Genomic DNA, 16,700 nt, shown 5'->3' on the forward strand with positions numbered 1-16,700 from the left:
GTACTAGTAGAGGCATGAACATCGACGACTTGATCCTGGTCAGCATCGACGATCACGTGGTGGAGCCGCCCGACATGTTCCTGCGCCACGTACCGGCCAAATACAAGGACGAGGCGCCGATCGTCGTCACCGACGCTCACGGCGTCGACCAGTGGATGTATCAGGGCCGCCCGCAAGGCGTCAGTGGGCTCAACGCGGTGGTCTCCTGGCCCGCCGAGGAGTGGGGCCGCGACCCCGCCGGCTTCGCCGAGATGCGTCCCGGCGTCTACGACGTGCACGAACGGGTCCGTGACATGAGCCGCAACGGCATCCTGGCCTCGATGTGTTTCCCGACCTTCACCGGATTCTCCGCGCGGCACCTCAACATGACCCGCGAGGACGTCACCCTGGTGATGGTGTCGGCCTACAACGACTGGCACATCGACGAGTGGGCGGGCTCCTATCCGGGCCGGTTCATCCCGATCGCGATCCTGCCGACCTGGAACCCCGAGGCGATGTGCGCCGAGATCCGCCGCGTGGCCGCCAAGGGCTGCCGGGCGGTCACGATGCCCGAACTGCCGCACCTGGAGGGGCTGCCCAGCTACCACGACGAGGAGTACTGGGGTCCGGTGTTCACCACGCTGTCCGAGACCGGTGTGGTGATGTGCCTGCACATCGGCACCGGCTTCGGGGCGATCAGCATGGCCCCCAACGCCCCCATCGACAACCTGATCATCCTGGCCACCCAGATCTCGGCGATGTGCGCCCAGGATCTGTTGTGGGGTCCGGCGATGCGCAACTACCCAGATCTGAAGTTCGCGTTCTCCGAGGGCGGCATCGGCTGGATCCCGTTCTACCTGGACCGCAGCGACCGGCACTACACCAACCAGAAGTGGCTGCGTCGCGACTTCGGCGACAAGCTGCCCTCTGACGTGTTCCGGGAGCACTCGCTGGCCTGCTACGTCACCGACAAGACGTCGCTGAAGCTGCGCCACGAGATCGGCATCGACATCATCGCCTGGGAGTGCGACTACCCGCACTCGGACTGTTTTTGGCCGGACGCCCCCGAGCAGGTGCTCGCCGAACTGAACGCCGTCGGCGCCAGCGACTCCGACATCAACAAGATCACCTGGGAGAACTCCTGCCGGTTCTTCGGCTGGGACCCGTTCGCAAGGACCCCGCGCGCGGAAGCCACGGTGGGGGCGCTGCGCGCCACCGCGACCGATGTGGACACCTCGATCCGGCCGCGCGCCGAGTGGGCGCGCCGGTTCGCGGAGAAGCAGCTGGCGCAAGCCTAGAATCTTGCCTGCGTCGATTATTCGACGTATCGTTCGAAAATGTGACGGTTGACGTTGGCAAGTACGGGCCGTGGGCGTTGATCGTCGGCGCCTCGGACGGGGTGGGTGCCGCGTTCGCTGAGGCGTTGGCCGCACGTGGTCTCAACGTCGTGCTCGTCGCGCGCCGGCAGCAGCTGCTCGACGAGGTGGCCGCCGGTATCGCGGAGCGGTATGGCGTCCGAACCCGTACGGCGGCAGTCGATCTCGTAGAGCCGGGCGCGGCAGACATGCTGCTGCAGGCGGTGGATGGCCTGGCTATCGGCTTCCTGGTGTACTGCGCCGGCGCCGACCCCGACTTCAAACCCTTTCTGGCCAACACCATCTCGGCGGCCGAGTCGATGGTGCAGCGCAACTGCGTCGTGCCGATGCAGCTCTGCCATGCCCTGGCGCCGCAGATGGTGCAGCGCGGCGCGGGAGCCATCGTGATCCTGGGATCGGGCGCGGGATTCGTCGGCGGACCCAACATGGTGGCCTACGGCGCGTCCAAAGCCTTCGGCATGGTGTTCGCCGAGGCGCTCTGGAGCGAACTGCAGCACACCGGCGTCGACGTGATCGGACTGATCCTCGGCAAGACCGACACCCCGGCACTGCGCCGGCTGGAGTACGAACGCGGGCAGATCGCATCGATGGCGGACGTCCCGGCCGGGGCGGAGCCCGTCGAGCAGGTGGTGACCGCGGCATTGGACAACCTCACCAACGGGCCCACGGTATATGTGGGTGACCAGGTCACCGGTGCGGCGCAACTGTTGGCCTCGCTGGGCCGCAACGAGTCGGTCGCATTCATGGCACAGGCGATCAACGCCGCAATGGGGAAGTGAGGGAGTCATGCCGAAGGTGTCGGTGATCACCGGAGCGGGCGGCATCGGGGTGGCCACGACGAAGGTCGTCGGTCGAGAGCACGCGCTGGTGCTCTGCGATGTCCGGCAAGACCGGCTGGATACCGCGGCGAGAACCCTTGACGCTCTCGGCATCACCGCAGCAGTGGTCAGCTGCGACGTCACCGATCGCCTGGCCGTCGCCGAGCTGTTCGCCACCGCGGCCGCCATCGGGCCGATCACCTCGGTGATCCACACCGCGGGGGTCAGCCCGAGTATGGGCGACGCCGACTATGTCATGCGGACCAACGCGATCGGCACGCTCAACGTCAACGAGGCCTTCTATGGCGCCGCCGGCGAGGGATCGGCGATCGTCAACGTGGCATCGATGGCCGCGCATCTGCTGCCCGAGGAACTGATCCCGACCGGACAGTTCCCACTGGCCCTGGGCGACGCCGACGCGTTCCTGGCGGCCATGGCCGCGGTCTGCGAACCGATGCCGCAAGAGGTCCGTTCGGGTATCGCCTATGCGGTGAGCAAGGCGTTCGTGCGCTGGTACAGCAGTTCACAGGCCGAACGTTTCAACGGCCGCGGGCTGCGCATCGTCTCGATCTCACCGGGTTCGACCGACACCGAGATGGGGCGGCTGGAGGAACAGGCCGGCGCCGGGGCGCTGGTCGTCGACGCCGCCGTCCCGCGCTGGGGCAAACCCGAAGAGATGGCGGCACTGCTCGCCTTCTGTGTCAGCGATGCGGCGGGCTACCTCACCGGCACCGACATCCTCAACGACGGCGGAGTCGTCGCCTCGGTGCGCGAGCGCGCCCGGATCGCCGCCGAAAACACCTGACATGACCGCGCATAGCGACGAAGACGATCCCGCCCGTCCGGTTTCGTCGCCGCCTACCGAACGCGTCATCAGAATCCTGGAGCTGCTGGCGTCAGATCCCGAACGCGGCTTCTCGCTGTCGGAGATCGCGCGCATGCTCCGCATCAGCCACGGCACCTGCCATGCGATCGTCACCACGTTGGCCGCTCGGCAGTGGATCGTGCGGGATCGACGCTCGGGCAGTTACTCGTGGGGGCCCGCGCTCGCCGCGCTGGCCCGGCCCGTCAACAAACAGGCGTTCCGTCCGGAACTGCAGCGGCTCTCCGACGATGTCGGCATGCAGGTCGTGCTGGGCACCCGGCAGGGGCCGACGGTGGTGGTCACCGACGCGGTCGGCGAGTCGCTCGCCGCGCTGCAGGTCAGCGTCGGCTTCCGGATGCCGATAGTGGCCCCGTTCTGCCGGGAGTTCGTCGCCGAGGCGGGGCCCCAGGTCAGAAAAGAGTGGGTGGGTGGCCTCGGCTCTCCTTCGCCGCGACTGCGCCGTCGGCTGGGTGCGGTGCTCGACGAGGTGCGCAACCGCGGCTACGCAATCGAACGGATGAGCCGCGAGTACGTCCGGGTGTACTCCGCGCTGCAGGCGCTGGCCGCTGAGGGACAGCCCGACGAGATCACCGCCCGACTCGCCAGCGCCTTCGCCGACCTGACGGTGGTCGACTACCTGCCCGGTGAGCTCGACAGCACCGAGCACCGGGTCGCCAACGTGGCCGCACCGATCCACGACGTGGATGGCACGGTCACCATGTCGGTGGGCGCCTCACCGTTCGCCACCATGACACCGGCCGAAGTCAGCGACCTCGGTGCTGCTGTTCGGGAGACGGCGACACGCATCGAATCACTGTGGGTAGCAAGGGCCGATCCACCCATCGAAGGGGTAACGCCATGACTGACGATGCCGCTGCGAAAGCCGATATCAGCGAGGTTCTGTTGCGGTACGCGACCGCGATCGATACCAAGGATTGGGGGCTGTTCCGCTCCTGCTTCACCCACGACGTCGACGCCGACTACGGCGAGATCGGGAAGTGGTCCGACGCCGACTCGATCACCGAATTCATGACCGCGGTCCACGAGGCGATGAGCGACACCAAACACATGCTGCACAACATGGTCATCGAGGTCGACGGCGGACACGCCACCGCGGTGACCTACGTGCATACGGTGCAGGCTCTGGCCGCCGATCCCAAACAGTGGGTTGATGCGGTCGGCCAATACCGTGACGAACTACTACTGACGCCGGACGGCTGGCGCATCTCGCGGCGGCACTTCACTCAGACGCGCCTATTGAGCAGCTTCGAACTTCGTGGGGTTCAAGGTAAGTGATCCCCCAGGGCCGGAACTGGCAGCGGCGCGAATCATGGTGAAAAAGAAATTGGTGATCGGAGCCAGCGGGTTTCTCGGCTCCCACGTCACCCGGCAACTCGTCGACGCCGGCGACGACGTTCGGGTCCTGATCCGCGCCACCAGCTCGACACGTGCGATCGACGGCCTCGATGTCGAGGTCCGGCGCGGTGACATCTTCGACCAGGACGCCGTGCGCTCGGCGATGAGCGGTTGCGATGTCGTCTACTACTGCGTCGTCGATGCGCGGGCGTGGCTGAGCGATCCGGAACCGTTGTACCGCACCAACGTCGACGGCCTGCGCCATGTCCTCGACGTTGCGGCCGGCGCGGCACTGGACCGGTTCGTGTTCACCAGTTCGATCGGAACCATCGGCCGGGTCGGTCACGGTCTGGCCGATGAGCGCACCGCGCACAACTGGCTCGACTCCGGTGGGGACTACATCCGAAGCCGGGTTGCGGCGGAGAACCTGGTGCTGGGCTACCACCGGGACAACGGCCTGCCGGCGGTGGCGATGTGTGTCGCCAACACCTATGGCTCCGGCGATTGGCAGCCCACCCCGCACGGCGGGCTGGTCGCCGCTGCCGTCCGCGGGAAGCTGCCCTTCTACATCTCCGGTGCGCAAGCCGAGGTCGTCGGCGTCGATGATGCGGCTCGCGCCCTGATTTTGGCCGGGCAACGCGGCAGGCCCGGTGAACGCTACATCGTGGCCGAACGGTTCATGAGCGCTCGCGATATCTACCGGACGGCATGCGCCGCGGTCGATGTCGAGCCACCGAGGTTGGGTGTGCCGGTCGCGGTGATGTCGGTCCTGGGACGTCTCGCGCAGTTCGCGGCGCGGCTGCGGCGGCGCGACACCGCACTCACCCCGCTGTCGATACGGCTGATGCACATCATGTCGCCGATGAGTCACGACAAGGCCGTCCGGGAACTCGGCTGGGAGCCCCGGCCGGCCACCGAGGCACTGGCCCAAGCCGCCGACTTTTTTCGCAGCTGGCGGCGCGCGAGGAATCAGGAGAGCTCGTGAGCGTGGCACTCACCGTTGAGCAGCGGGAACTCGGCGAATCACTGCGGCGATTCGTCGCCCGGCATGCGCCGATCGCCGACACCCGCAACGCTTTCGATTCGCTGGCGGCAGGGGAGCTGCCGGGGTGGTGGCCGGAGCTGGTGGCCAACGGCTTTCACGCCATCCACCTGCCCGAGTCGTCCGGCGGGCAGGGCGGAGGTCTGCTGGACGCCGCCTGTGTGCTGGAGGCCGCCGGAAAAGCGTCCCTGCCGGGGCCGCTGCTGGCGACGGTCACTGCGGGCGCGGTCGGGCTGCTGGCCGACGAGACACCCGCCCGCGAGGCGTTTCTGGGCGCCTTGTCATCGGGTGCGCCGGCGACTGTGCTGCTGCCGCAGTACGCGACGCTCACCGCGCATCCGACCGGCGATGGATGGCTGATCGACGGTGCCGCCGAACTGCTCTCGGGCGCCTGTTCGGCGCGGCTCGCGCTGGTCTGCGCCGAGCTTGCCGACGGTACGCCGATCTGGCTGGCCGTAGACATGTCCCGGCCGGAAGTGGCGGTCCGGCCGGCCGCGGGCACCGATCTGCTCACCGACGTGGGAACAATTACGTTTACCGGCTACCCCGTGGCGGCGGCCGACGTCGTGCCCGGTATCGACCCCAGCCGCGCCGAATGGCTCACCGTCGGGCTCGCCGCGGCGGTATCCGCAGGTATCGCCGGATGGTGCGTCCAGGCGGCCACCCAACATCTGCGCACCCGCGAACAGTTCGGCAAGCCGATCGGGACATTCCAGGCGCTGCAACACCAAGCGGCCATGCTGCTGGTGAACAGCGAACTGGCCAGCGCCGCCGCCTGGGACGCCGTTCGCGCGGCCTCCGACGACGCCGAACAGCATGAGATGGCGGCCGCCGCTGCGGCGCTGACCGCCATCGCGCCGTGCCCGGACGCCGTCCTGGACACCCTGACCATGTTCGGTGCCATCGGATTCACCTGGGAACACGACCTGCACCTGTACTGGCGCCGCGCCACCAGCATCGCCGCATCGATCGGCGCCGCCACCGGTTGGGCGCGGCGCCTCGGCGAGCTCACGACCACGCGGCAGCGGGACTTCACCGTCGATCTCGGGGGCGCCGAAGCCGAGTTCCGGGCGGAGATCGCCGCGACACTCGATGCCGCGAGTTCGCTGCGCAACGACGGACCCGGACGGCAAGGCGACTACCCGCACTTCGAAACAGGTCCGCAGCGAACCCTGATCGCCGAAGCCGGGCTCATCGCGCCGCACTGGCCGGCGCCGTGGGGTATCGACGCCACCCCGTTGCAGCAGCTCATCATCGTCGAGGAGTTCGCCAACCGCCCTGCCCTGGTGCGGCCGTCGCTGGGCATCGCCGAATGGATCCTGCCGTCGCTACTGCGGGCAGCGCCGGATGCCCTGCAGCAGCAGCTGATTCCGCCTACCCAGCGCGGTGAGCTGGCTTGGTGCCAGCTCTTCAGCGAACCCGGAGCCGGATCCGACCTGGCGTCGCTGACCACCCGGGCGGTTAAGGTCGACGGCGGCTGGCGCGTCAACGGACACAAGATCTGGACATCATGTGCGCAACGCGCCGACTACGGCGCACTGCTGGCCCGCACTGACCCCGACGCCGCCAAACACCGCGGTATCGGCTACTTCATCGTGGACATGCGCTCGCCAGGGATCGAAGTCCAGCCGATCGTGCAGGTCACCGGCGACTCCGAGTTCAACGAGGTCTTCCTCACCGACGTCTTCGTCCCCGATGACATGCTGCTCGGCGAGCCCACCGGTGGCTGGCAGCTGGCGCTTGCCACCATGGCCGAAGAACGTTCCGCGATCAGCGGATACGTCGAGAACGACCGAGCCGTTGCGCTGCGGCGGATCGCCGCCACCCCGGGCCGGCAGTGCGACGACGCGGCTCGGGCGCTGGGCGAGCTCGACGCCTACACCAACGCCATCAAGGCGCTCGGCGTACGCGAGACCATCAGGCTGCTGGACGGGCAGGGCCTGGGGGCGGCGTCAAGCATCGCCAAGGTGGCGATGAACGTCCTGCTGCGCCGCACCTTCCGGGCCACCCTGGCCATTGCCGGGCGGCTGGCGATGACCACCGACTCCGACCCGGCCGTCGTCGAACCGTACCTGCTGTCGCCGGCCGAGCTGATCGGCGGCGGCACCAACGAGATCCAGCTGAATGTCATCGCCCAGATGATCCTCGGCCTGCCCCGCAAGTGACTGCCGATCGGAGATAGAGGACAACACATGGGATTACGTGGAGAGGCCGCGATCGTCGGCTACGTCGAGCTGCCACCCGAGCGGATGAACAAAGCCACCCCGGCCCCGTTCACGCTCGAGCAATGGGCCGAGCTGAGCGCGGACGCACTTGCCGACGCAGGGCTGTCAGGTGAACTCGTCAACGGCATCGTCACCTCGCACCTGGGCGAGTCGGAGATCTTCGTCCCGTCCACCATCGCCGAATACCTGGGAGTGCCGGCACGATTCGCCGAGATCGTCGACCTGGGCGGTGCCAGTGCCGCTGCGATGGTGTGGCGGGCGGCGGCGGCAATCGAACTGGGGATCTGCGATGTGGTGCTGTGCGCGTTGCCGGCCCGCTACATCACCCCGATGTCGGAGCGCAAACCCAAGCCGCTGGTCGACGCGATGTTCTTCGGCTCATCGAGCAACCAATACGGTTCTCCCCAGGCGGAGTTCGAGATCCCCTACGGCAACCTCGGCCAGAACGGCCCCTACGGGCAGGTGGCCACCCGCTACGGGGCGGTCTACGGCTACGACGAACGGGCGATGGCCAAATTGGTCGTCGATCAGCGTGTCAACGCCAACCATACCGACGGTGCGATCTGGCGCGACACACCGCTGACCGTGGAGGACGTACTGGCCAGCCCGGTGATCGCCGACCCGCTGCACATGCTCGAGATCGTGATGCCCTGCGTCGGCGGTGCCGCCGTGGTCATCGCCTCGGCCGACATTGCCAAACGAGCCCGGAACCGCCCGGTGTGGGTCAAGGGCTTCGGCGAACACGTGCCGTTCAAAACCCCGACCTACGCTGCGGACCTGCTGGCGACCCCGATCCGTGAGGCTGCCGACACCGCCTTCGCCATGACGGATCTGACCCGCGCGGACATGGACATGGTCTCCATCTACGACTGCTACACGATCACCGTGCTGCTGTCGCTGGAAGACGCCGGCTTCTGTGAGAAGGGCAAAGGCATGCAGTTCATCACCGACCACGACCTGACCTTCCGCGGTGACTTCCCGCTCAACACCGCCGGTGGCCAACTCGGATTCGGCCAGGCCGGCCTGGCCGGTGGCATGCACCACGTCTGTGACGCGACTCGCCAGATCATGGGCCGGGCCGGTGCCGCCCAGGTTGCCGACTGCAACCGGGCCTTCGTCTCGGGCAACGGCGGCATTCTGAGCGAACAGACCGCTCTCATCCTGGAAGGGGAATGAGCACCGATGACCACCTTCGAACGCCCGATGCCGGTGAAGACGCCCACCACCGCACCGTTCTGGGACGCGCTGGCGCAGCACCGCATCGTCATCCAGTATTCGCCGTCGACCGACAGCTATGTGTTCTATCCGAGGGTCCGGGCGCCGCGCACCCTGGCCGACGACCTGGAATGGCGCGAGATCTCCGGGATGGGCACGCTGTACTCCTTCACGGTTGCTCGCCGGCCGGTCGGCATCCACTTCGCCGACGCGGTGCCGCAATTGGTGGCGATCGTCGAATGGGATGAAGGGCCGCGGTTCTCCACCGAGCTGGTCAACGTCGACCCCGCAGACCTGGTCGTCGGTATGCGGGTGCGGCCGGTGTTCTGCGATTACCCGGAGCGTGAGGTCACGATGCTGCGCTACGAACCGGCGGTAAACCATGACTGACGCCAAGGCCACCGAGATCGAGGCGATCAAACGCCTCAAATCCCGTTATTGTCGCCATCTGGACACCAAGGACTGGGCGGCTTGGCGCGCCCTGTTCACCGACGATTTCGTCAGCGACACCTCACGTGCGGGCGGCAAACTCATCAGCGGCGCCGACGAATTCGTGGCCTTCACCCGCAACAGCCTGCGCGACCAGGCCACCGTGCACCAAGTGCACGCACCTGACATCGAACTGGACTCGCCGACGACCGCACACGGGGTCTGGGCGCTGGAAGACGTGGTCCGGTTCGGCCCGGGTGTCAACCTGCGCGGCTATGGGCACTACACCGAGACCTACGAAAAGATCGACGGTGACTGGCGGATCAAGACCTCGACCCTGACCCGGCTGCGCGAGGACGTGTTCAACGGGTTGTTCGCCGTCTACCTGTCACCGCGAATTCGCGCGCTGCTGGGCGCGGTGGCCGGGCGGTTGGTGAAGTGAGCGTACTCGGGACTGCCGTGCACTGTCCCGAGGCTATTACCGGAAGGTCTATAGTATAGGCGCCGGGAGCGGTCCCGGGTGCTCGTAACCGAAAAGGGGAGTGTTCGTGGAGATCGAAGGCAAAGGCGCGATCATCGTCGGTGGCGCATCGGGGTTCGGCAAGGCGACAGCGGAGCTGTTGGCCAAGCGCGGGGCCAAGGTGGCGATCCTGGACCGGCCGCAGTCCAAGGGCAAGGATGTCGCCGACGCGCTCGGCGGTCAGTTCTTCGAAGCCGATGTCACCGATTTCGCCGGGACCGAGCGCGTGCTGAACGAAGCCGTCGAGGCATTGGGCGGGGTGCACATCGTCGTCACCACGGCCGGGGGGACCACCGCGGGCGGCGGTATCGGTGAGCGAACGATCAAACGCGACGGGCCCCACGATCTGGAGACCTTCCGGTCCACCCAAGATCTCAACGTCGTCGGCACGTTCAACGTGAGCCGGTTGGCTGCCTGGCACATGAGCACCAACGAGCCAGACGACGACGAGCGCGGCGTGATCATCAATACGTCGTCGATCGCGGCGTTCGAAGGCCAGATCGGCCAGATCGCCTACACCGCATCCAAGGCCGCGATCGCCGGGATGTGCCTGACGATGGCCCGCGATCTCGGCGGCGTCGGCATCCGGGTGCTGGCGATCGCTCCGAGCCTGTTCGCCACGGGTCTCACCCAGGGCATCCCGGACGAGTTCGCCGCGGTGCTGACCAAGGACGCGGCGTTCCCCAAGCGGCTGGGCCGCCCGGAGGAGTACGCCAAGCTGGCAGCGGCCATCGTGGAGAACCCGATGCTCAACGGCCAGTGCATCCGGCTGGACGCCGGCCAGCGCTTCGCACCGAAGTAACGCGGCGTTGACTCTGCAGTCAGGGCGCTGAATTGCGGTGTGTCGCAGCCCTGGCCGCAGAGTCAAAGTGCGTTAGGCACTCGCCGCCACCGGCGGCCTGACGGCCTCTGGGTCCGGGTTGGCGATCGGCAGCCCCATGAACCGGCGGGCGTTGTCGCCCATGAAGTCGTAAGTGCGCCGGACATCCATGCCCTCGGCGTACTTCCAGAATCCGCTGGGCTCGGCCAGGCCCTCGGGATGCGGATAGTCCGACCCGAACAGCACCTTGTCCCAGCCGACAGTGTCGACGACGTCGGAGATGCAGCCCTCCCAGAACGGGCTGACCCAGATGTTGCGCCGGAACACCTCGTGCGGATGCTCGGGGAAGTTCTGCGGCATCTTCTTGTACAGGTCGCCGAAGTCATCGAAGAGTGGCCGGATCCAGGAGCTGCCGTTCTCCACGCTGGCGATCCGCAGCTTGGGGAAGCGGGTCAGGGTGCCGTGGCAGATCAGCGCGGTGATCATGTCGGCGATCTCCCGATGTCCCAGCACCATCCAGCGGAATGCGCTCTGCGTCATGAAGTTCTGCGTGTAGGGCGGCTCCCACTTCCCGACGTAGTCATCCAGCGGCGGGAAGCTGGCGTGCAGCACGATCGGCAGACCGGCGGCCTCCACATCACGCCAGAACGGGTCGAACTCCGGCAACGCGGGGGAGCGCCAACCGTGGATGCCGTTGACCGGTCCGGGTTTGATGAGTGCGACCGCAGCACCCTGCGACAGGATGTAGTCGAGTTCGCGCTGGGCACCGTCGACCTCGGAGAGGTTGATGATCGGCGTGGAGAACACCCGGCCGTCGTAGTTGTAGGTCCAGTGCTCGACCATCCACTGATTCAGCGCGTGAATGATCGCCAAGGTCAGCTCCGGGTCGTCGGCGGATGAGTGCTCCACGAGGCTGGCCAGCGTCGGATAGTTCAGCGCCTCGACCACGCCCTGACGGTCCAGCTCTTTCACCCGGTCGGCGGGGTTGCGGGTCGCCGCGGGCGCCGCGATGGCCGGGCCCTGCATCTCGCGCAGGGTCAGGCCCTCGGTGTTCTCCCCGGCGAAGAAGTTCTCGTGCGCGCCCGGCGCGGCGACCCGCTCGAACGTCGGATTGGGGATGAAGTCGCTGACCCGGTTGTTGATGATGATCCGGGTCTGCCGGCCGATCTGGGCGAATTGGACTGCCCGCGAGTACTTCTCCGGCAGGTGCTGGGTCAGCGACTCCGGTGTCTCATACATGTGCTGGTCGGCATCGAAGATCGGTGCGTCACGAAACTGGCTCATGGGTGTCTCCCGGTCACTAGCGGGTCAGAATGGTTGCCGCGGCGGTACCCGGGGCGCCGTAGAGCTGGGCGAAGCCCACTTTGGGATTGCCCGGCACCTGGCGGTCACCGGCTTCGCCGCGCAGCTGACGTACCAGCTCGTGGAGCTGGCGCAGCCCGGAGGCCCCGATCGGCTCGCCGTTGGCGATCAGCCCGCCGTCGGTGTTGACCGGCAGCGACCCGGTGATCTCGGTCGCACCCTCGGCGAGCAGCTTCTCCTGGTCGCCGTCGGCGCAGAACCCACATTCGGCCATGTGGATGATCTCCGCGCCGGCGTCGGTGTCCTGCAACTGGATCACGTCGACGTCTTCGGGTGCCACACCGGCCTTTTCGAACGCGGCGTGGGCCGCGTACACCGTCGGCGCGACGTCCTCGTCCACCGGCGCGAAGGTGGTGTTGACCTCATAGGCCCCGTAGCGCCGCGTGCGGACCTCCACTGCGCGCAGGTACACCGGCTTGTCGGTGTAGCGGTGCGCGATGTCGGCCCGGCACATCACCACCGCCGCCGCCCCCTCGTCCGGCGCGCAGAACATGTACTGGGTCAGCGGATAGTTCAGCATCGTCGAGCCCAGGATCTCGTCCTCGGACATCGGCTTGCGCCGGAACGCATTGGGGTTCAGCGCCCCGTTGCGGAAGTTCTTGGCCGCGACCTTGGCCAGCGTCGCTTGCGAGATGTTGTGATCGTGCAGGTAGCGGTTGGCCTTCATGCCGAAGAACTGGGTCGTCAGATACTGGCCGTTCTCGGCGTACCAGCGCGGCATCCCGACCAGCGCCGGGTCCTCGGTGAACGCCCCGCGCGGGTGTTTGTCCAGGCCGACGGCGACACCGATGTCGTAGTCGCCCAGCCGGATCCCGTCCGCGCAAACCTTGGCCGCGCTGGCTGCCGTCGCGCAGGCGTTGAACACGTTGGTGAACGGAATACCCGACAGGCCGACCATGCCGACGATGGCGTCCGGATTGGCCACCGTCCAGCTGCCGCCGGTCGCAGCGCCGATGTCCGACCACGCCACCCCGGCGTCGGCCACCGCGGCGAAGATGGCGTCCACGCCCATGTCCATTGCCGACTTGCCTTCGAAGCGGCCGAACGGGTGCAAGCCGACCCCGATGATGGCGACGTCGTTCATGCGCGCTGTCCCGTCGGGCGGAAGGCGAAGGTGACGATCTCGTCGCCGTCGGCGTCGGTGGCGAACGGCACCATGGTGAACTCCACCGGCATGCCGAACTGCAGTTTGTCCGGGTCGTTCTCGGTGAGCCGTCCCTCCACCCGGATGACGTCGCCGAGCTGCACCAGCCCGACGCCGAACGGGACGAAGTCCTTACCGGTCGGGCCCAGATACGGTGGGCCGGGAGGGAAGCCCTGGGTGGTCCACGCCACCAGCGTTCCGTTGCGGGGCAGCAACTCCTGGGTCATCTGATCGCCGCTGCACTTCGGGCAGTGCGGCTGGGCCGGGAACACCGTGGCGTCGCAGTCCCCGCAGCGGCTGGCGATCAACTGCGGGTTCTCGGCCGGCCAGGTCGAGATGTCGGGTGCTAGTGCCTTGGGCATGGGACCTCCGGGTACCGGGTCTATTAACTGTAATGCTTACAGTAATGTACGATCGCGGCAGTTGACCAGCGGGGTTTCGCCCTGCCGACCACGACAAGGTCTCCAGCTATGACAGCGAGCAATGGATCGACCCCGGATCGACGCCGGGCCCTGGTCATGGGTGCCAGCGGCAACGTCGGAGCCTGCGTCACCCGCCAGCTGGTCGCCCGCGGCGACGATGTGCGCGTGCTGTTGCGCCGTACCAGCTCCACCAAGGGGATCGACGGACTCGAGGTGGAGCGCCGCTACGGCGACATCTTCGACACCGACGCGGTCGCCGCCGCCATGGCAGACCGCGACCTCGTGTACTACTGCGTCGTCGACACCAGGGCCGAACTTCGCGACCCCGCACCGTTGTTCCGGACCAACGTCGAGGGATTGCGCAACGTGCTGGAGGTGGCCGCGAGCGCCCAGCTCGACAGGTTCGTGTTTCTGAGCACGATTGGCACCATCGCGGTGGGGCGCAACGGTGAAACAGTCGACGAGGACACCCCGTTCAACTGGGCCGACCAAGGCGGGGGCTACATCGCCTCCCGACGGGAAGCCGAGCGGCTGGTGCTGTCCTACGCGGCCGACCGAGGTCTGCCGGCGGTCGTCACGAATGTGTCCAACCCCTACGGCCCGCCCGACTGGCAGCCGCGCCAAGGCATGCTCGTCCAGTTCGCGGCGCAGGGTCGGATGCCGGCCTACGCCCGGGGGGTGGGATCGGAGGTGGTCGGGATCGACGACGCCGCCCGGGGGATGCTGCTGGCCGCGGAGCGGGGCCGGATCGGCCAGCGCTACATCATCTCCGAGCGGTACATGACCCAGCGCGAGATGCTGACCATCGCGGCCGAAGAAGTCGGATCGAAGCCGCCGCGCATCGGGATTCCGATGGCGGTGCTGCACGTGGCGGGGCACCTCGTCGGTGCCCTGGGGGCGCTGCTGCGTCGTGACTTCGCGTTCACCGCAACGGGTGCACGACTCATGGCGTTGACGTCGCCCGCAGACCACAGCAAGGCCACCCGGGAACTGGGCTGGCACCCGCAACCGACCGAGCTCGCGATCCGCAGCGCCGCGCGGTTCTACCTGGAGCGCAACAAGACATGATCCCGTTCGTGGTTCGCCGTGACAACGACCTGGTACCCAACCCCATCGCCCACGGCGGATGGGGGCCGACGCTGGGCGGTCAGGTGGTCGGCGGGCTGCTGGCCCGCGCCGTGGAGCAACACGTCCCCGAGGACGATCTGCAGCCGGCGCGCCTGACCGTCGAGATCTTGCGCCGGGTCGCCGGAGAACCGCTGCGGGTCACCGCATCGGTGGTGCGCGCGGGTTCGCGGATGCGTGCGATCGACGCCGCGATGACGCAGGACGGCGAACTGGTCGCCCGAGCTTCGGCGCTGTATCTACGACGTGGCACCCAACCCGACGGTGACTTCTTCACCACCGCGGTCACGCTGCCACCGCCCCCGAAGGAACCGGCACACTTCGACGAGACCGTGCCGATGTTCATCCGGGCCTACGGCAACGACGACGGCGAGCGCTTCCCGTGGCAGCACTCGGGACCGCGATACGCCTGGCTGCGCGAGATCCGTGATCTCGTCGACGGCGAGCAGCTCACGCCGTTCGTGCGGGCGGCGATGGCCGTCGACGTCACCGCCTCGCTGACGAATTTCAGCACCAAGGGACTGGCGTTCATCAATGCCGACTACACCCTGACCCTGAGCCGGCTGCCGGTCGGCCCCTACATCGGGTTGGCGGCACTGACCCACTACAGCGACGCCGGTGTGGCGACCGGCAGCGCGAGCCTGTTCGACACGCTCGGCCCGATCGGCAGCGGGGTGTCGACCGCGATCGCGAACTTCAACTTCGACGCCGCCCGCAAGTACGGGGGTAAGGACTCGCCGGCCAGTTAGGCGATGGCGCCGGACTCCTTGAGCTTCTCGATCCGGTCCCAGTCGATTCCCAGTTCCATCAGCACCGTCTCGGTGTGCTCGGAGGCTTGCGGGGCGCGGGTGGTCTCCAGCGGCTCATGGTTGAACTGCACCGGGCCGCGCACCACCTTGAACGCCGGTCCACCGTCGCCGGCGTCGACTTCGACGATCATGTCGTTGGCGATCGCCTGCTCGTCGGAGCCCAGGTCGACCAGGCTCTGGAACGGCGCCCACTGACCCTTCATCGTTTTGAGGTGGCCGCGCCAGTATTCGAAGGGTTTGGCCCCGATCGCGGCGACGATCAGCTCGCTGGCCGCATCGGCGTTCTCCATCAGCGGCAGCACGTCGGAGAAACGGGGGTCATCGGCGGCCTCGGGAATGCCCAGGTGCTCGAAGGTGTCCCGGATGTATCCGGTGGGGCTGACGATGCACAGGTTGATGGTGCCGCCGTCGGAGGTGGTGTAGTTGCCCAGGAACGGGTTTGCCGGTGAGCCACCGGATTGCGGCATCAGCGCGCGCATGGCTTCGCCGGTCTCCATTCCCTGGGTCACGCTGGCGCCGGCCGCCCACCAGGCGGTGGACAGCAGCGAGACGTCGACCTCGATTGCCTCGCCGGTGCGCTCGCGGTGTAGCAGTGCTGCGGTGATACCGCCGGCGATGTTCATCCCCCCGACCGAGTCGCCGAACGCCGGAATCCCCTGGGACAGTGGCGCGCCGAGCTCTTCGGGGCTCAGGGCGTGCCCGACCCCGCTGCGGGTCCAGAACGCGGTGCCGTCGAAGCCGCCGATGTCGCGTTCGGGTCCCTTGTCGCCGTAGGCGCTGCCGCGGGCATAGATGATGTTCGGATTCGCGGCGCGGATGTGTTCGACGTCGAACTTGTTCTTCTGCCGTGCCCGCGGCAGGTAGTTGGTCAAAAACACGTCGGCGGTCGCGGCGAGCTCGTAGAGCACCTGTTGCCCATCGGGAGTCGAGACGTCGATGCCGACGCTGCGCTTGCCGCGGTTGGGGTGCTCGATCAGCGGATGCCGGTCGGGGTCGAGTTCAAAACCGCCCATCCGGATGAATCCGCGCTGGGTGTCGCCGCGCACCGGGTGCTCGACCTTGATGACGTCGGCGCCCCAATCGGCCAGGATCGCACCGGCCGCCGGAACGAACGTAAACTGCGCGACTTCCAGTACCCGGAAGCCGTCCATGACCTTGATCAACTCGGCACGCTCCTGACATCCGACCAATTG

The 16,700-nt window shown here is 67.4% G+C and carries 17 protein-coding genes; 13 read left to right on the plus strand and 4 right to left on the minus strand.

Going from position 1 to position 16,700, the window contains the following annotated elements; all coding sequences use genetic code 11:
* The first annotated feature begins 14 nt into the window (after nucleotides 1-14).
* The 11 genes from AWC24_RS17805 to AWC24_RS17855 all read left to right on the plus strand — a co-directional run bounded on the left by AWC24_RS17805 (nucleotide 15) and on the right by AWC24_RS17855 (nucleotide 10,627).
* Entirely contained in the window at nucleotides 15-1,277 is a 1,263-nt protein-coding gene (locus AWC24_RS17805; RefSeq protein ID WP_085087317.1) for an amidohydrolase family protein, read from the plus strand.
* A gap of 41 nt (nucleotides 1,278-1,318) precedes the next feature.
* Nucleotides 1,319-2,134: an SDR family NAD(P)-dependent oxidoreductase gene (locus AWC24_RS17810; protein ID WP_085087320.1), complete on the plus strand. Its 816-nt coding sequence runs from the start codon at nucleotides 1,319-1,321 to the stop codon at nucleotides 2,132-2,134.
* Nucleotides 2,135-2,141: 7 nt separating this feature from the next.
* Nucleotides 2,142-2,978, plus strand: a complete 837-nt coding sequence (locus tag AWC24_RS17815; protein ID WP_085087322.1) for an SDR family oxidoreductase — start codon at nucleotides 2,142-2,144, stop codon at nucleotides 2,976-2,978.
* Nucleotide 2,979: 1 nt separating this feature from the next.
* Nucleotides 2,980-3,900: an IclR family transcriptional regulator gene (locus AWC24_RS17820; RefSeq protein WP_085087325.1), complete on the plus strand. Its 921-nt coding sequence runs from the start codon at nucleotides 2,980-2,982 to the stop codon at nucleotides 3,898-3,900.
* Entirely contained in the window at nucleotides 3,897-4,334 is a 438-nt protein-coding gene (locus AWC24_RS17825) for a nuclear transport factor 2 family protein (RefSeq protein ID WP_085087328.1), read from the plus strand. Before AWC24_RS17820 ends, AWC24_RS17825 begins: the two co-directional genes overlap by 4 nt.
* A gap of 34 nt (nucleotides 4,335-4,368) precedes the next feature.
* Nucleotides 4,369-5,379, plus strand: coding sequence for an NAD-dependent epimerase/dehydratase family protein (locus AWC24_RS17830; RefSeq protein ID WP_085087331.1), 1,011 nt, complete (start codon nucleotides 4,369-4,371; stop codon nucleotides 5,377-5,379).
* Complete coding sequence (locus AWC24_RS17835) at nucleotides 5,376-7,601, plus strand: acyl-CoA dehydrogenase family protein (protein WP_085087334.1); 2,226 nt, start codon at nucleotides 5,376-5,378, stop codon at nucleotides 7,599-7,601. The genes AWC24_RS17830 and AWC24_RS17835 overlap by 4 nt, the downstream gene beginning before the upstream one ends.
* Before the next feature lie 27 nt (nucleotides 7,602-7,628).
* Nucleotides 7,629-8,837, plus strand: coding sequence for a thiolase family protein (locus AWC24_RS17840; protein WP_085087338.1), 1,209 nt, complete (start codon nucleotides 7,629-7,631; stop codon nucleotides 8,835-8,837).
* 6 nt (nucleotides 8,838-8,843) lie between these two features.
* The gene (locus AWC24_RS17845) at nucleotides 8,844-9,266 is read left to right on the plus strand and encodes a Zn-ribbon domain-containing OB-fold protein (protein WP_085087341.1); all 423 of its coding nucleotides are present in this window, start codon (nucleotides 8,844-8,846) and stop codon (nucleotides 9,264-9,266) included.
* Nucleotides 9,259-9,747 carry a nuclear transport factor 2 family protein gene (locus AWC24_RS17850; protein ID WP_085087344.1) on the plus strand — a complete coding sequence of 163 codons (489 nt, stop codon included), beginning with the start codon at nucleotides 9,259-9,261 and terminating at the stop codon, nucleotides 9,745-9,747. The genes AWC24_RS17845 and AWC24_RS17850 overlap by 8 nt, the downstream gene beginning before the upstream one ends.
* Before the next feature lie 106 nt (nucleotides 9,748-9,853).
* Entirely contained in the window at nucleotides 9,854-10,627 is a 774-nt protein-coding gene (locus tag AWC24_RS17855) for an SDR family NAD(P)-dependent oxidoreductase (RefSeq protein ID WP_085087439.1), read from the plus strand.
* Nucleotides 10,628-10,699: 72 nt separating this feature from the next.
* Here the strand turns inward: AWC24_RS17855 and AWC24_RS17860 are convergent, their stop codons facing one another.
* From AWC24_RS17860 to AWC24_RS17870, 3 genes are read right to left on the minus strand one after another with little or no spacing between them, the layout of a single operon-like run.
* The gene (locus AWC24_RS17860; protein ID WP_085087348.1) at nucleotides 10,700-11,929 is read right to left on the minus strand and encodes an amidohydrolase family protein; all 1,230 of its coding nucleotides are present in this window, start codon (nucleotides 11,927-11,929) and stop codon (nucleotides 10,700-10,702) included.
* Between the two features lie 16 nt (nucleotides 11,930-11,945).
* Nucleotides 11,946-13,091 carry a thiolase family protein gene (locus AWC24_RS17865; RefSeq protein ID WP_085087352.1) on the minus strand — a complete coding sequence of 382 codons (1,146 nt, stop codon included), beginning with the start codon at nucleotides 13,089-13,091 and terminating at the stop codon, nucleotides 11,946-11,948.
* The gene (locus tag AWC24_RS17870; protein ID WP_085087354.1) at nucleotides 13,088-13,513 is read right to left on the minus strand and encodes a Zn-ribbon domain-containing OB-fold protein; all 426 of its coding nucleotides are present in this window, start codon (nucleotides 13,511-13,513) and stop codon (nucleotides 13,088-13,090) included. Before AWC24_RS17870 ends, AWC24_RS17865 begins: the two co-directional genes overlap by 4 nt.
* A gap of 108 nt (nucleotides 13,514-13,621) precedes the next feature.
* Between AWC24_RS17870 and AWC24_RS17875 the strand changes: the two genes are divergently transcribed.
* The gene (locus AWC24_RS17875; RefSeq protein ID WP_085087357.1) at nucleotides 13,622-14,641 is read left to right on the plus strand and encodes an NAD-dependent epimerase/dehydratase family protein; all 1,020 of its coding nucleotides are present in this window, start codon (nucleotides 13,622-13,624) and stop codon (nucleotides 14,639-14,641) included.
* On the plus strand, nucleotides 14,638-15,447 hold the full coding sequence (locus AWC24_RS17880) for a thioesterase family protein (protein ID WP_085087360.1): 810 nt from the start codon (nucleotides 14,638-14,640) through the stop codon (nucleotides 15,445-15,447). Before AWC24_RS17875 ends, AWC24_RS17880 begins: the two co-directional genes overlap by 4 nt.
* On the opposite strand, the gene AWC24_RS17885 is transcribed toward AWC24_RS17880, so the two are convergent.
* Entirely contained in the window at nucleotides 15,444-16,658 is a 1,215-nt protein-coding gene (locus AWC24_RS17885) for a CaiB/BaiF CoA transferase family protein (RefSeq protein ID WP_085087442.1), read from the minus strand. The two genes, AWC24_RS17880 and AWC24_RS17885, sit on opposite strands and share 4 nt — an antisense overlap.
* Nucleotides 16,659-16,700 lie beyond the last annotated feature (42 nt).

Source organism: Mycolicibacter senuensis, from assembly GCF_002101885.1.
In the GTDB taxonomy this organism is placed as follows: Bacteria; Actinomycetota; Actinomycetes; order Mycobacteriales; family Mycobacteriaceae; genus Mycobacterium; species Mycobacterium senuense.